The organism is Minwuia sp. IMCC3009, assembly GCF_029909415.1.
Taxonomy (GTDB): Bacteria; Pseudomonadota; Alphaproteobacteria; order Minwuiales; family Minwuiaceae; genus Minwuia.
Genome location: NZ_CP123781.1, coordinates 2,807,532 through 2,822,646 on the forward strand (window position 1 = coordinate 2,807,532; position 15,115 = coordinate 2,822,646).

At 64.2% G+C, this 15,115-nt stretch carries 15 protein-coding genes and 1 tRNA gene; 1 reads left to right on the plus strand and 15 read right to left on the minus strand.

Annotated features, from left to right (window positions below):
- Positions 1-8: 8 nt before the first annotated feature.
- Positions 9-1,559, minus strand: a complete 1,551-nt coding sequence (locus QGV55_RS13120; protein WP_281016338.1) for a carboxyl transferase domain-containing protein — start codon at positions 1,557-1,559, stop codon at positions 9-11.
- A 204-nt stretch (positions 1,560-1,763) separates the two neighbouring features.
- Between QGV55_RS13120 and QGV55_RS13125 the strand changes: the two genes are divergently transcribed.
- A tRNA-Lys gene (locus QGV55_RS13125) sits at positions 1,764-1,839 on the plus strand.
- 53 nt (positions 1,840-1,892) lie between these two features.
- Here QGV55_RS13125 and QGV55_RS13130 read toward each other — a convergent pair.
- From QGV55_RS13130 to QGV55_RS13195, 14 genes are all read right to left on the minus strand, one after another.
- A complete protein-coding gene (locus tag QGV55_RS13130; protein ID WP_281016337.1) occupies positions 1,893-2,681 on the minus strand; it encodes an urease accessory protein UreD in 789 nt (262 codons plus the stop codon).
- On the minus strand, positions 2,645-3,268 hold the full coding sequence (ureG, locus tag QGV55_RS13135) for an urease accessory protein UreG (RefSeq protein WP_281016336.1): 624 nt from the start codon (positions 3,266-3,268) through the stop codon (positions 2,645-2,647). Before ureG ends, QGV55_RS13130 begins: the two co-directional genes overlap by 37 nt.
- Positions 3,265-4,971 (minus strand): urease subunit alpha, encoded by a 1,707-nt coding sequence (ureC, locus tag QGV55_RS13140; RefSeq protein WP_281016335.1) that lies wholly within the window; start codon positions 4,969-4,971, stop codon positions 3,265-3,267. The genes ureG and ureC overlap by 4 nt, the downstream gene beginning before the upstream one ends.
- Entirely contained in the window at positions 4,971-5,684 is a 714-nt protein-coding gene (ureB, locus tag QGV55_RS13145) for an urease subunit beta (RefSeq protein WP_281016334.1), read from the minus strand. The genes ureC and ureB overlap by 1 nt, the downstream gene beginning before the upstream one ends.
- A 13-nt stretch (positions 5,685-5,697) precedes the next feature.
- Positions 5,698-6,375, minus strand: a complete 678-nt coding sequence (locus QGV55_RS13150) for an urease accessory UreF family protein (protein WP_281016333.1) — start codon at positions 6,373-6,375, stop codon at positions 5,698-5,700.
- Entirely contained in the window at positions 6,372-6,827 is a 456-nt protein-coding gene (locus QGV55_RS13155) for a hypothetical protein (protein ID WP_281016332.1), read from the minus strand. The genes QGV55_RS13150 and QGV55_RS13155 overlap by 4 nt, the downstream gene beginning before the upstream one ends.
- 11 nt (positions 6,828-6,838) lie before the next feature.
- Entirely contained in the window at positions 6,839-8,353 is a 1,515-nt protein-coding gene (locus QGV55_RS13160) for an amidase (protein WP_281016331.1), read from the minus strand.
- A 31-nt stretch (positions 8,354-8,384) separates the two neighbouring features.
- Positions 8,385-9,083: an ABC transporter ATP-binding protein gene (locus tag QGV55_RS13165; RefSeq protein ID WP_281016330.1), complete on the minus strand. Its 699-nt coding sequence runs from the start codon at positions 9,081-9,083 to the stop codon at positions 8,385-8,387.
- The gene (locus QGV55_RS13170; RefSeq protein ID WP_281016329.1) at positions 9,076-9,816 is read right to left on the minus strand and encodes an ABC transporter ATP-binding protein; all 741 of its coding nucleotides are present in this window, start codon (positions 9,814-9,816) and stop codon (positions 9,076-9,078) included. The genes QGV55_RS13165 and QGV55_RS13170 overlap by 8 nt, the downstream gene beginning before the upstream one ends.
- A complete protein-coding gene (locus QGV55_RS13175) occupies positions 9,809-10,924 on the minus strand; it encodes a branched-chain amino acid ABC transporter permease (RefSeq protein WP_281016328.1) in 1,116 nt (371 codons plus the stop codon). The genes QGV55_RS13170 and QGV55_RS13175 overlap by 8 nt, the downstream gene beginning before the upstream one ends.
- 98 nt (positions 10,925-11,022) lie before the next feature.
- Positions 11,023-12,261, minus strand: coding sequence for a substrate-binding protein (locus QGV55_RS13180; protein ID WP_281016327.1), 1,239 nt, complete (start codon positions 12,259-12,261; stop codon positions 11,023-11,025).
- Between the two features lies 1 nt (position 12,262).
- The gene (locus tag QGV55_RS13185) at positions 12,263-13,159 is read right to left on the minus strand and encodes a branched-chain amino acid ABC transporter permease (RefSeq protein WP_281016326.1); all 897 of its coding nucleotides are present in this window, start codon (positions 13,157-13,159) and stop codon (positions 12,263-12,265) included.
- Between the two features lie 462 nt (positions 13,160-13,621).
- The gene (locus tag QGV55_RS13190) at positions 13,622-14,119 is read right to left on the minus strand and encodes a pyridoxamine 5'-phosphate oxidase family protein (RefSeq protein WP_281016325.1); all 498 of its coding nucleotides are present in this window, start codon (positions 14,117-14,119) and stop codon (positions 13,622-13,624) included.
- A 66-nt stretch (positions 14,120-14,185) separates the two neighbouring features.
- Positions 14,186-15,001 (minus strand): class III extradiol ring-cleavage dioxygenase, encoded by an 816-nt coding sequence (locus QGV55_RS13195; RefSeq protein ID WP_281016324.1) that lies wholly within the window; start codon positions 14,999-15,001, stop codon positions 14,186-14,188.
- Between the last annotated feature and the right edge of the window lie 114 nt (positions 15,002-15,115).

Below are 15,115 nucleotides of genomic sequence, written 5' to 3' on the forward strand. Positions count from 1 at the left end.
TTTTTGTTTCAGGGCAACACGCCGTGGCGCTGGGTCGGGGACGGCGCTTCCGTGCGCCGGTTGAGCGCCCGTTCCAGGGCCGCGATCAGCCTCGGGCGGGTTTCCAGGGGATCGATGACATCGTCGATCTTCATCTGGCCCGCCGCCGGGACCGCACCGCAGAGGTCGGTATATTCCGCCACAAGCTCCGCGTGCCGTGCCGCCGGGTCCGCCGCGGCCTCCAGATCGGCGCGATAGGCCGCCGTGATGCCGCTTTCCAGCGGAATGGCGTTGAAGTCCGCCGTCGGCCAGGCCAGCACCACCGACTGCCCCCCGCCATAGCCGCCCATCGCCGCACCGCCGTAGCCGAAGCCCTTGTGCGTCACCAGGGTCAGGATCGGCGTATTGGCGAAGGCGAAGCTGTGGGCCACCTGCATGCCGACGCGCAGCGCCCCCTCCTGCTCCGACTTCGGGCCGGTCATGACGCCGGGCGTGTCGGTCAGAAACACCAGCGGCAGGTGATAGGCACTGCAGAGGTCCATGAAATGCCGCAGCTTCTCCCCCGCCGCCGCGGTGATCGCGCCTGACATGACCTTCGGCTGGTTGGCGCAGATGCCGACCGGGTGACCGTTCAGCCGCGCCAGACCGGTGATCATCATCTTTGCGAAGGCCGGCTTGATCTCCAGGAAGCTGTCCCGATCCACGACAGCATCGATCACCCGCTTCATGTCATAGGGCCGCCGACGGTTCTCCGGGATCACGGTGCGCAGCGACGGCTCGGCCCGGTTCGGATCATCGGTCACCGGTGCGTCCGGCGGCCAGCTCCAGGCGTTGGTGGGCATGTAGGAGAGATAGCGGCGCAGCATGCTGATCGCCTCCTCCTCCGTATCCACCGCATTGTCGCCGACGCCGGAGATGGCACAGTGCAGGTCGGCACCCCCAAGATCCTCCTTCGACACGCTCTCGCCGGTGCCGGAGGCGACCAGCGGCGGCCCGCCGGCTGCCAGCATCGACGTGCCGCGCACCATGACGATGAATTCCATCATCGCCGCCAGCAGCGATGAATCTCCGGCGCTCGGTCCCATCACTGCCGCGACCTGGGGCGACTGCCCCGACAGCCGCGCCACCTGCATGAAGTGATGCATCGGGGCCAGCCCCTGGCCGACATATTCATCGGTGCGCGCGCCTGCGCCGTCAAACAGCCAGACCAGCGGCACCCGGTCCCGCTCCACCAGTTCGATCATGCGGCACTTCTTCTCGAAGTTGATCAGCCCCAGCGAGCCGCCCAGCACCGTGAAATCCTCCGACACCACGCCGACGGTGCGCCCGTCGACCTGCCCGAAGCCGGTGACGACGCCATCCGCCGGGGTGATCTTGTTCTTGGTCGGGGTCACGATGGTCGCCGCATGGGTTGCAAGCTGGCCGATCTCCTCGAACACGCTGCCGCGATCGAACAGCATCGCCACCCGCTCCCGCGCCGTCTGCTTGCCCGCCTTGCGCTGCCGCGCCACCTTGTCCGCACCGCCCAGCTCCAGACTCTCCCGCCTGCGCCGCTCCAGATCGTCGATCAGGTCCTGCATACCCGGCACCTCCCCGCGCCATTCCACCATCGTGGCGCGCAGTATCCCCGAAAGGCGTCACGGGCCGCAATGGCACCATCCGGGGTGCCGCCATGCACGACGAAACCTTTCGCGCATTTCTGTCAGTCAGCCTATGGACAGCCCCGAACCGATCCGCTAAACAGCGGCTTCCCTGACAGGGAGAGCCCTGTTCTGGTGACCCGTGGGCGCGTAGCTCAGTTGGTAGAGCAGCTGACTCTTAATCAGCGGGTCCACGGTTCGAGTCCGTGCGCGCCCACCATTCTTCCCAACGGGTCAAGAGCGCCTCGCGCGCACCTTCGTTCCTGAAGTCTCTCAGGTGATTGCGGTCTGCAAACCGTGGATGTGGGCTGTCAGTATGCCCGCATGATCGCTGGTTGCCATGACGACCAGTCCAGCCCCGCCGGGCAGGAGGTCCGCACCAAGCAGCACCCCGTCCGGTGTCGGTTGCGCGTCCACGAAGGACAGGGCCCCGGAGATCCTGTCCGGATCATCGCAGACAAGGATCAGGGTCGCGAACCAGTCGGGCAGTTCGGGGGACAGGATCACGTCGGCCGCATTTTCGGCAATGATGCCCACCCCTTCGCGCCTGATCATCAGATGCGCATGGAAGTGGGCCGGATGGGCGTCTCCGGCGTCGGGCACGTGATAGCCGAAGATGTCGGAACAGAGCACCCGGGCATTCCCGGAGACCACGATCTCAGTCTGCAGGTCGATGTCCGCCCCCGGCAACAGGACAGACGGCTGACCGTACCAGTCCAGATGACCGCCCTGTTCGCAATGCAGGACCCGCAGCAGTCTGGCCGGACCGCGTCCCCGGTGCGCATGACAGGTCCGGGCCCCCTGATCGTGAATGCTGGCCATGGCGCCGGGGCCGACGTGAGCGCGCTCGACCAGATCTTCACCGCCGAACAGGCCGCCGGATACCGACTGGGGCATCACCGTCAGGCCTCTTCGGTCGGGCGGGTAGATGCCGGTGAGCGCATAGGGGTAGCTGGCCCGCCGGCGTTTCAGCCAGGTCCCGTCCGGCCCGGCATGGAAGGCGAGATCCAGATCGGCAGGGTGCGTCACAGACTGCGGAACAGGACGGCCTGGCTCAAACACCCGGCAACCTCCCTCACGCCCTGGCCCGACCGGCAATCGGTGACGATCACGGGCTGGCCCTGCCGTGTCGCTTCGGCCTCGGTCAGCATGCGGTCCAGGTCGACGCCGACGTGCGGCGCCAGCGTGGACTTGTTGATCACCAGCAGGTCTGACTGGATCGTGCCCGGCCCGCGTTTCCGGGGGATGTCGTCGCCGCCCGCGACGTCGATGACGAAGATCCACCAGTCGACCAGATCCAGCGAGAAGGTGGAAGCCAGATTGTCGCCGCCGGATTCCAGCAGGATCAGGTCAAGATCGGGAAACCGGTCTTCCAGCGCATCCGCCGCCGCCATGTTCAGGGTGGGATCTTCCCGGATCACCGTATGCGGGCAGGCCCCGGCCTCGACCGCAACCACGCGGCCCTCGCCCAGCAGGTTCTGACGGATCAGCCGGTCCGCATCCTCGCGCGTGACCAGATCATTGGTGATCACCGCGGTCTCGATTCCCGCCGACGTCAGCAAGGGCAGCAGCGCCTCGATCAACGCTGTCTTGCCGGATCCGACCGGCCCGCCGATGCCGACCCGCGCGGCTGTCCCGTTGCCGCTCATCTGAGCATGTGCAGTCGGTTGAGCGGCACTTCGGCAAATGGTTCGTGCCACAGTTTCCGGCCATCGGCGAAGACGTCGAAGGTCTGTGAATCCACCGTGATCTCCGGCGTCCGGTCATTCAGCACCATGTCCGACTTGCCCAGCGACCGCACGGACCTGATCGGAACGAAGCGCTTCTCGACACCCAGCCTGCGTTCGGTATCGGCTTCCATGGCCAGTTTGCTGACGAAGGTCACGCCCAGGTGCCGCCGAGAACTGCCGAGCGCGCCCCACATGGGGCGCTGGATGATCGGTTCCGTTCCGATATGGCTGCCATTGCCATCGCCCATGGCGGACCAGACGATCTCTCCCGACTTGACCACCATCGACGGTTTGGCGCCGAACGACTGCCGTGGCCAGAACACCAGATCGGCCATCTTCCCGGGTTCGATGGACCCGACATGCTCATCGATACCCGCCGCGATGGCCGGGTTGATGGTCAGCTTGGCGAGATAGCGCAGGATCCTGAGATTGTCCGCATTGTCGAACGGTTCATCCGCCAATGGCCCGTAGGTGTCCCGCATGACACTGGCGAGCTGAAAGCACTTTGCCGAGTTCTCGGCCAGCCGTCCCATGCCCTGCGTGTCGGTCGCGAAGATGGAGATTGCGCCCATGTCGTGCAGACAGTCCTCCGCGGCCATGGATTGCGGGCGGATGCGGCACTCCGCGAACGCCACATCCTCGGGGATCGCGAAGCTGAGAATATGGCACAGCATCGTCATCGGGATGCCTTCCTCCAGCGCGCCTCTGGTGAACGGATTTGTCGGGTTCGTCGATGACGGCAGCACATTGGCCGCACCGTTCACCCGGATCAGGTCCGGCGCATGGCCTCCGCCCGCGCCCTCCGTGTGGTACATGTGAATGGTCCGTCCGGCGATGGCGGCCAGGGTATCCTCGCAGAAGCCGAATTCGTTGATGGTATCGGTGTGCAGATGCACCGAATAGTCGTGCGCATCGGCGGCTCTCAGCGCACCGTCGATGACAGCGGGCGAGGCACCGAAATCCTCGTGAATCTTCACGCCAAGCGCGCCACCGGCGACGGATTCGACCGACGCATCGAAATCCATGCAGCCACGCCCCAGGAAACCGAAGTTCAGCGGAAACTCGTCCGCTGCACGGATCAGCGCGCCCAGGATGTTCGGCCCCGATGAACTCACATCGAAATGCGGGCCGGGCGACATGCCGATCATGGTGGTGAAGCCGCCTGCCAGCGCATGCCAGGCCTGTTGCGGCGACAGGAAGTGCGCGTGCGCCTCGATTCCGCCGGGCGTCACGATCTGACCGTCGCCGTGCATGACGGTCGTGTTGGGGCCGGTCGCCAGGCCCTCCGACACGCCATCCATCAGGTCGGGATTGCCGGCCTTGCCGACGCCGACGATGCGGCCGTCCCGGATACCGATGTCGCCCTTCACCACACCCAGTACAGGATCCATGATGATGGCATTGTGGATCACCACATCCAGTGCGCCGCTTTCGTAGGTGCCGCCGGGCTGGAAGCCTTCGCCGTCGCGCATGGCCTTGCCTGCGCCGGTGGTCAGCTCATCGCCGTAACTGGTGTGATCCTTTTCGATGCGTGCGATCAGGGATGTATCCCCAAGGCGAAACCGGTCATCGACGGTTGGACCATAGAGTGTGGTGTAGGTTTCCCTGCTGAGCTTGGCCATCAGGCATCACCTCCGGTTTCGGGCAGCCCCAGATAGCCGAGTTCCGCCGCCTTCCGCATCGCGCGGTCGCGCACGGCGGGATCATCCAGCGCCCCGTCTGTCAGCCCCCCGCCGCCGCGCATCGTGCGCGTGCCGCCGAAAGCAACCAGCGTGACAGTTCTGGCGATCCCCGGTTCGAACTTCGCGCCCGCGCCGGAGGGGCTGTCGAGGCGCATCCCGAATGCCGCCGCGCGGTCGAAGTCCAGTTGCCTGTTCACCTCGAAGAAATGCGCGTGGCTGCGTACCTGAATGGTCCGGTCGCCCCGATTGATGACGCTGATCTCCACACTGTCCCGCCCGGCATTGATCTCGATGTCTCCGTCCGCCGGCAGGATCTCACCGGGCGCAGGCACGGTGCTCGCGGCGCTGCCCGGCTGGATCGGATCGAACACAGTGATCAGTTTGGTACCCTCAGCCATGCTCACCTCAACCGAGACATAGGGGATCATGGCCGCCACACCCGGCAGCACGTCGTCGGCCGTCAGCAGGTTCCCGCCGAATTCGACCAGCGACGCATGATCCAGATCGCGGCGGGCCGCCGTGATGATCTCGTCGGCGATCAGCGCAATGGCCTCCGGCTGGCTCAACCGTATCCCCTGCGTGCGATAGCGCCGGGCGAGCTCGGCGGCAGTGAAGAGCGTGAGACGCTCCTGCTCCGTGGGTGTCAGGTTCATCGGAAACCTCCGTTCATGTGGCGAACAGCCGGGTATCGGACCGGCGGTGGCGCATCATTGCGATGTCCGCGAATGGGCTGAAGCTTGTGGGCAGCGCATCACCGGGCACGGTCTTGCCAGCCCAGCAGGCCAGATCGTCCCTGTGCCGCGTAACAGCCTGTTGCGCACCTATTGCACCGGTCAGACCCAGACGGATCGCCGCGTTGGCAAGGCCGGCCAGAAAGCGGTGCCCGGCGACAAGCTGTGCGGTCTGTTCGGAGATACCAGCCATCGCCAGAACAGCGCCGAGGGCCACAGGCTGATGCGGCCGCAGACGGCCCGCGCGAACGCGTGCCATCGTTTCGGCAGCGCCGGGCAGGCCGAGTTTGACCGCTGCGGTGAGAATTCCGCGCCCCGCCTGTGCTGAAGCCTCACGCTGTGCCGATGCCCAGGTCATGCGCTCGACGCGGGCATCAAGCTGAATCAGGGACGTCGGATCGGCGACGGCGCGATGCGCAAGCACAGCAATGACACGCTCGAAAGGGCCGAAACGCCCTTCGATCTCACGCGCGAAGAATGTGTCGAGCTGCGACGCCGGGATACGCCGCCCGCCCGACAGTTGCTCCAGCCCGTTGGAGGTAGCGAAACCGCCAGCCGGGAACAGGCCGTCTGCGAACTGCATTGCGCCCAGCAGTTCCGAAGCGTCCGTCATGACACCACCCTGAAACGCCCGTCCAGCGGTGCAAGCCGGGCGAGATAGCTTTCGGCATCGCCGCTGTCGAGCGCCACCTGTACCCGTCCATCGGAGAATTTCACCCGCCAGTGCAGGTTGCCGGCAGCATAGCCGAGTTCCAGGGCCGCAGCACTGTCGAGTGGTTCCAGATCCAGCCAGTCCGGTGCACCGACACGAACCACCAGCGCCAGTTGTGCGTCCAGATGCAGGACCGCGCCATCGGCCAGCCGCTGGGATCTGGGAAGGGCGACCTGAACCGGCCTGCCGTTCTCGGTGGTCGCCTGAAACCGCCTGCGCCCGAGATCGGTCTCGGCAACGATCAGGATTTCCAGACCGCCGTCGTGATCCAGCCGATGCAGCCGGCTGGCGGTATCCGGATCGTCGCGCCATGCAACGATCCGGTCCACCATCAGGGCCTCAGGCGACGGCAAGGTGTTCCGCCCTACAGCGTCTTCCAGTCCTCCGCCTGTTCGAAAGCATAGGCGGCCTTGTAGATCGTGGCCTCGTCATAGCGCTTGCCCACCAGCATCATGGAGATCGGCAGACCGTCGCCCATGCCGCAAGGCACTGCCATTGCCGGATGATGCGTGATGTCGAACGGTGAGGTGTTGGAGATCATCTCGAACGCGCACTGGATATATTCCTCACGGGTTGCATCGGGTGCGGGCAACTTGGTCGCCTTCAGCGGCACCGTCGGCATCAGCAGCAGGTCATACTCGGCCAGTACCTTATCATAGGCTGCCTTCAGTTGCCGCGACAGGTTCATGGCCTTGCCGTAGTAGCGGCTGCCATAGTTCTTGCGGATGTGCGTGCCCAGCAGTGTGAGCAGCTTGGTCGTTTCGGACATCTCGTCCGCGCGCTGGCGCCAGTTGCGATGGAAATCCATCAGGCTGGTGACATACAAGTCCTGACGGCTGACGCCATAGCCGTCGCCATACATCATGGTCTGCGTCAGGCCCTCGACCCCGATGGGCATCCAGATTGCCGGGCCGAGCAGATGCCAGGGGATGGAGACCTCTTCCACCGTCGCACCCATCTTCCGGTAGATCTCGGCGGCATGCATGTTGGCGGCATTCACGTCGGCTTCAGCGTTCTCCTGGGCGAAGCCTTCCTTCACGATTGCGATCTTCATGCCCGCGACGCCACCTTCCAGCATCTCGGAATAGGGGTGGGTCTCGACGTCGAACTGGCGCGGATCAATGCCGTCGCTGCCCGCCATGACTTCCAGCATCAGGGCGTTGTCCTTGACACTGGCGGTTATGGGGCCTGTGTGATCGACATAGATCTCGATGGGCATGATGCCGGTATAGGGCACCAGTCCGTGGGTCGGTTTCATGCCGTAGACGCCGGAATAGGCGGCGGGCATGCGGATCGAGCCGCCCTGGTCGCCACCGACGGCCATGTCGACTTCGCCCAGACCGACCAGCGTCGCGCTGCCCGACGAGGAGCCGCCCGCCGAATAGCCCATCTTCACCGGGTTGTGGACCGGACCGGTCGCGTTGGTGTGGCTGCCGCCGGAGAGACAGAAGTTCTCGCAGTGTGACTTGCCCAGAATGATCGCGCCTTCGTCCAGCATACGGGTGACGATCTCCGCATCGACGTTGGGGATATAGCCCTCCATCGTCGCCGCCCCGTTCATCATGGGCACACCGGCCAGCATGACATTGTCCTTCAGCACGACAGTCTTGCCCTTCAGCTTGCCGTCCGGGGCGCCCTCGACCGTCGATTTGACGTACCAGGCATTGTACGGATTGTCCTCCGGCGCGGGGCGGTAGCCGGGCGTGCGGGGGTATTTCACTTCCGGCAGATAGTCCGGCAGCGAATCGACCACGTTGTAGGCGTCGATGTTGGACTGCAGCAGGCCAATGTAGGACTCGACGTCCGCATCGGTCAGCGAAAGTCCCATTTCGTCCGCTGCGTCGCGGACCTGCTGGGGGGTGAGTGTGCTTACAGCCATGACAATGTGTCTCCTCGGAGGTTTCCTGTGATCAGGGGGCGAGATAACGGAGCAGCGCGGGATCGTTGCGGATGGCCTCCGCTTCCCCTTCCAGCGGGATCTGGCCGCGCTCCATCACGTACACGTAGTCGGCGACCCGAAGGGCCAGTTCCAGGTGCTGTTCCACGATGATGACACTGATCTCGCGCGACAGCGCGGCCAGCCGCTCCGCGATTTCCTCGATCACGCCGATCCAGACGCCTTCGGTCGGCTCGTCCAGCATCAGCATGGTGGGCTTGCTCAGCAGCGCGCGCCCGATGGCAAGCATCTTCCGCTCGCCCCCGGACAGGGTGCCGGCAGGCTGGGACAGGCGCTGGGACAGCTTGGGGAAGAAATCCAGCACCTTGTCGATGCCCGACTTGTCCTTCTGCGTGACCGCGCCGAGATTCAGATTGTCCTGCACCGACAGTTTGGCGAAGACCGCGTGTTCCTGCGGCACGTAACCCATGCCGTGGCGCACACGCTTCTCGGTACCGACTCCTGCCGCAGCCATGCCGTCAAAATCGATGTCGCCGGACATTGCCTTCAACTCGCCTGCCAGTGTCTTCAGCAGGGTCGTCTTTCCGGCACCGTTCCTTCCCAGGATCGCGACGCAGCCGGTACGTGGCGCGGACATGGACAGGTCGAAGATCACCTGGCTGTGGCCATAGCCGCTGTTCAGGTTCTTCACGTCGAGAATCTTGTCAGACACGGGTTGTGTAGACCTCCTGAACCTTGGTCGATCCCTCGATCTCGGCAACCGTGCCGTCATCCAGCACCTGTCCCTGGTCCAGCACGGTCAGGTTGTCACAGATATCCTTGATGAAATCGAGATCGTGCTCGACGATCACCAGCGCGCAGTAATCCCGGATCGGTTCCAGCAGTTCGCCGGTCACGCGACGTTCCTCCGGGCTCATCCCGCCGGTCGGTTCGTCGAGCAGAAGCAGTTTCGGCTTCAGCGCCAGCGCCATCGCGATCTCCAGCCATTGCTGCTCTCCGTGACTCATCTCGCCAGCCAGTGAATGCGCCTTTCCGGTGAGCCGGAACTGCGCCAGCATGTCCATGACCTCCGCGTCCAGGCGTTGGCGCGACCTGGACAGCAACAGCCCCCACAGGGACTGATGCGCCTGCAGGGCCAGCAGCAGATTGTCGTAGACGGTCAGTTCAGGAAGGATCGCGGTGATCTGGAACTTCAGGCTGAGGCCGCGTCGGGACCGTTCGGCGGGTGACATGGTGGTCACGTCTTCGCCGGCGAAACTGACCTCACCTTCGTCCGCGAAATGGTCACCCGCGATGGCCTTCAGCAGGGTGCTCTTGCCGGACCCATTGGGGCCGATCAGGCCATGGAAGGTATTGGCGTGGACGGCGACATCGACACCGTTCAGCGCGCGCAGCGTCCCGAAGACCTTGCCGAGTCCGCTGACTTTCAGTAGCGGCTCAGTCATTGCCGGTTGCCTTTCCGGTGTCATCGGTCCCGGATGATTTCCCGCCCTGCCGGACGCCGAAGGATCCGAAGCGTTCGCGCTGGCTGACCAGCAGTCCCACCAGTCCGGTCGGCTGATAGGCCACGACGACCAGCATCACGGCGCCGAGCGCGATGGGCCAATAGGCTTTCAGCGTCTCATTGTCCGAGAGAATAACGGTCAGGCCCTCGATGACGCCTGCCCCGATCACCGGACCGATCAGGGTACCGACACCACCGAACAGGCCGTAGAGCACGGCATAGGTCGATGTCGTCACACCGACGGTGGACGGACCGACGAAGCCCTCATGAAAGGCATAGATCGCACCGGCCCAGCCCGCGATCAGACCGGCGAAGGAAAACACGATCAGCTTGAAGGCCTGCAGCCGGTACCCCAGGAACGCCAGGCGGTGCTCGTTCTGGCGGATGCCGGCCAGAGCCAGACCGAACTGCGAACGCACCAGATAGCGGCTCGCCAGATAGGCGATCAGCAGGAAGGCGACGGCCAGATAATAGAAGCCGATACCCGGCTCCAGCTCTGTCCCGAAGATTGTCGCGAAATCCCAGATCGACATGCCGTTCCCGGCGCCGACCCATTGCCAGCCCGCGACCAGCCGCTCGGCGGCGAACGAGGCGGTCAGCGTGCCCAGGGCGACGAAGATGATGGTTGGCGTCCTCTTGCTGATCAGCAGGAACCAGCCGACGAACAGCGCCGAGAGCAGGCCGACCAGCATGCCGGCGGGGACAATGACCAGCAGTGAGGTCGTTCCGGTTTCCTCGGACAGCTTGGCCACGAAATAGCCGCCGATGCCGAAGAACAGGGCCTGCCCGAAACTCATGATCCCGGAATAGCCCCAGCACAGGTCGAAACTGACTGCCAGCATGGCCAGCAGGATGATCGAGGTCACACGGACCACGAAGTAGTTGTTGAAGTCGAGCGTCTCGCCCTCGGCAGTCAGATAGGTGATGAGGATCGGATAGAGCAGCAGAAGCGCCAGCATCGCGAGTTCGATGATGGGCAGCACCGAAAGGGGCAGGCGTCGCTTGCCGCCTGCCTTGTCGTCCGCGAGGTTGGCGGTCGTTTCCGTCATCTTGGTCTCATCTCCAGGCGAATGCCGTGTTGCGGGAAGGCGCGTCGGATCGTGAAGGCCCCGGCCTGCGCCGTGCAGACCGGGGCACCACGCTCAGGTCAGCCGCATTCCTGCGGCGCAACCATGTTGGCTGAACTCAGGATCTCGTATGAGCCGCCCTTGGCCTGCGCGACGTACATGTTCAGCGCACAGTGACCGGTACCCGGAACCATGCGGGAATCGCCGCCAGGCACATCGGTGATGGCAACATCATCGATCGCCGCAGACACCGCTTCCCGGCTCAGGTCGCCGCCTGTCTTCTTCACCGCTGCCTCATAGAACTTGACGGCACGGTAGGCGCCGGTGGCCGCCGATCCTGCGGTGAACAGGTACTTCGTGCCCGGGAACATCTCGGCGTATTCCTTCTGCAGTTGCGCGCCGACCGGATCGTCCACCGTGTGGAAATAGTCGAGGCAGGTGAAGACACCCTCAAGCTCGCGCTCAGGCACGTAGTTCACGCTGTTCTCGTCGAAATAGACGCAGGTATGTGCGCCCCCGTCCTTCTGGAAGCCGGACTCGTAGAGCTGCTTGGTGAATGCCTGCAGACCCGGCGGGATAACCGTGTTGAACACGCAGTCCACGCCCTCGCTCTTGATCTTGGCGACGGTCGCCGAGTACTCGAGCTGATCCAGCGGGTAATATTCCTCGAACACGACCTCGCCGCCGTTCTTCTCGATCAGGGCACGGGCATACTTGTTGAGCAGCTGCGGCCACCGGTAGTTCGCCGAAGGCATGGCGAATCGCTTCTTGCCGAGGGTGTTCATCAGGTAGGGGATCAGTTCGTCACACTGCTGTGCCGGGGTCGGGCCCGTGCAGTAAAGATGCTCGGTGCATTCCTGACCTTCGTAGAGCTGCGGATAGAGGTACAGCGTCTTGCCGCGGCGCACGATCGGGTTCTTGATCGCTTCCCGCATGGCGGAGGTGATGCCGCCCACGACGACATCGACCTTGTGCTGCTGGATCAGCTTCAGGACGTTGCCCACAGCAACCTTGGGGTCCGATGCGGTATCTTCCAGATAGAGTTCGATCGGACGGCCACCGATGCCGCCTGCATCGTTGATCTTCTTCGCCGCCAGCTGGATGACCTGCCAGTTGGAATTGCCCGACGGAGCAATTGCGCCGGTAATGTCCGTCGCGACGCCGAACTTGATCGGTGCCGCCCCGAACGCCCGGCTCGGGCGCAGGATCCAGCCACCGGAAAAGCCGGCCACCCAGCCTGCCGCAGTCAGCGCCCCCGCGCCGCGCAGCAGGGACCGGCGACTGATGCCGCCCCCGCCATTTGAATGCTTGTTCGCCATTCTAGATTCTCCCTTTTGTGATGAAGCCATCCGGCCGGAACTTGACGATGACCAGGGCGACGATGAAGACGAGCACCTCAGCCACGATGGGCTGGATCAGGTCGCCGACCATGATCCCGAACAGGGGGATTTCACGCAGCCACTGGAAGCCGGGGACCATGGCGCCGATCACGGCACTGCCCAGGATCGGCCCCTCGAAGGTGCCGACACCGCCCAGCATGACCGACAGGAACGCCTGCACCAGAAAGCGCACACCCAGATCGGCCGACAGTGAGAAGAGCGGCACCATCAGGGCACCGGCCAGTCCGGCCAGCGCGGCCCCGAACGCGAAGGTGAAGGCGTAGAGGCGGGTCGTGGAGACGCCTGACGCGCGCGCCAGACCGGGGTTCTCCAGCGCACCGCGGATCTGCAGCCCGAACGACGTCCGTGTGAGGAAAAGGAAACAGGCCACCATCAGCGCACCGGTCAGGAAGATGATGATCGCGCGCCAGGCCGAAACATCGACCCCCAGCAGCGAGACCGATCCCGGAACCGGCTCGTCGATGGCGTAGTACTGGCCGCCGATCAGCACACGGATCAGTTCACGGATGATCAAACCAATGGCAAAGGTCGCCAGCATGGCGATCACAGGGGAGGCGTAGAGCCTTCTGATGAAGGCGATCTCGATGACCAGGCCGGCGATCGCCACCAGGAAAGGCGCGGCGAGCATGCCGGTCCATTCGGGGAGGCCCATCTCGCGAAAGATGTAGACCGTATAGGCACCCAGCAGGACGAACTCGCCGTGACCAAGATTGAAGATGCCCATCATGCTGGCAATCACGGCCAGTCCCAGCACCACAAGCACCATGATGGACGAGAAAGCCAGAACATCGAAGATCAGCTTGACGGCTACGTCCAAGTGAATGTTCCCCCCTGGCAAAATGATGACCCAACTGAACCCCTGGAAACGGGCCACGTCGGGGGGATAGGCAACATGTATGCCACAAGCAAATCACCACCCTGAAACGTGGATTTCCCGAGATACCTCCTGTTGTTGGCCGTCTTCGCTGCGCATTTTCTGACGACATCTTAATCAGAAAAAATCAACACCTGCGGAATAATTGAGCAATCCAAAGAATTGGCAATCATTTGTACGCATCTGGACAACTTCGCCAGACACCCGAAGCAGCATTGAGTGCGCCGAAGAGCTGCGCCTCACAGCGCCTGTTCGGTCAAACAGGTTTCCTTTGGGGTGTCGGGATCACTGCCTGTATCGCCACGCAGACGAAGGCGCGGTGACCGAACAGGGCGGTGAACTTCCGGCATGGCATGAGACAAGCGTCACCGCTCGCCTGCGGAAATCCGGGCTGACGTACAGACCTCAGAAACTGGTGCCCGGCTTGTAGTAGCGGTCCGCCCAGATGCCCATCTGCGGTTCGTCCTCCAGCGGCAGGCGCCAGCTCTTCACCTTCGCGCCCGCCAGCACCACGCGGAACAGGCCGCGTGGCTGGTCGATGGTATTGTCGACATATTCGTTGGCACCGCGCCGCCCGACATAGCGCGCCGCCATGTCGCGATAGAGATCCCGCCAGAGATCGTCGGCGCCCAGATCATGCACCAGCTCCGCATCGCCCTCCACCAGCACCTTGCGATAGGGCAGGTTCTGGTCGTCGATGCAGAGCGCGACGCGGGGATCGCGGCGCAGGCAGGCGAACCACTCGGATTTCTCGCGCGGCGTGAACCAGATCGCCCCGTCGCGATGGATGAACCACAGCGGCGTCACCAGCGGGCTGCCGTCTTCACGCACCACCGCGATCTTCATCACGATGCCCTTCGCATCGAGGAACTCCCGGAACTCGTCGTCAGTCAGCTTCGGCATGGTCTCTTCTCCCCTTCAGAATTGCGCCGGAAGCCCGGCATGCCACCCCTGGTGACAGACTGCGGCTCACCCCCAGCCATAGCCCCGCGCCTCGAATCCCAGCAAGGGTTCGGCGAAGGTGCGGGTGGCGGCGGGCAGGCCTGCGGCCTGAGCGGCGCCGAAACAGACGTGGAGCGGCAGCAGGTGCTCCTCCCGGGGCTGGCAGAAGCGGGCACCGGGGGCATCTGCCCAGGCAGTGAGCCGGTGGGTCCGTTCGGCAGCATCGGCGGCGGGATCGCAGATCACGCTGTCCAGCCAGTCATGGAACTCGCTGGCCAGCTGCTGCCCCCCTGCCCTCTGCTGTGGCGACAGCCGACCGACCAGCGCCTGCATGTTGTGGAAGCTGAAACCGGAACCCAGCAGCACCACCCCATCGTCGAGCAGGGGACCGAGCGCCTGGCCCATCGCGATGTGCCGGGCCGGATCAAGTGACGAAAGCAACGACATCTGCAGCACCGGAATGTCGGCCTCCGGCCGCATCAGCATCAGCGGCACGAAGGTGCCATGGTCGAAACCGCGTTCCGGGTCGAGAGCGGGCGTGAATCCCGCCACGCGCAGTGCAGCCGCTGCGGCCTCCGCAAGGTCCGGCGCGCCGGGCGCGGGATAGTTCAGGCGATAGGTCTCCTCCGGGAAGCCGAAATAGTCGTAGAGCATCCCGGGGGCCGCTGAACTGCTGAAGGACGGGGTCTCCGCCTCCCAGTGCGCGGTGACGACAATGATCGCCTTCGCCCCCTGCAGGCCGGGCCGAAGGGCCGTCAGCGCCTCGACCAGCGGCACATGGGCCGGATCGCCCATCAGCGGCAGCGGACCGCCGCCATGGGGAATGAAATGGATCCTGTGCATCGCTTCAGGTGCCTGCCTGGATGAGGCTGGTCAGGTTCGTCATCGTCTGCGTGTCCACGGCAATGGTCTGTGTCGGAGTAGATATAGGACAGCAGACGCGCGATGGGCAGAACC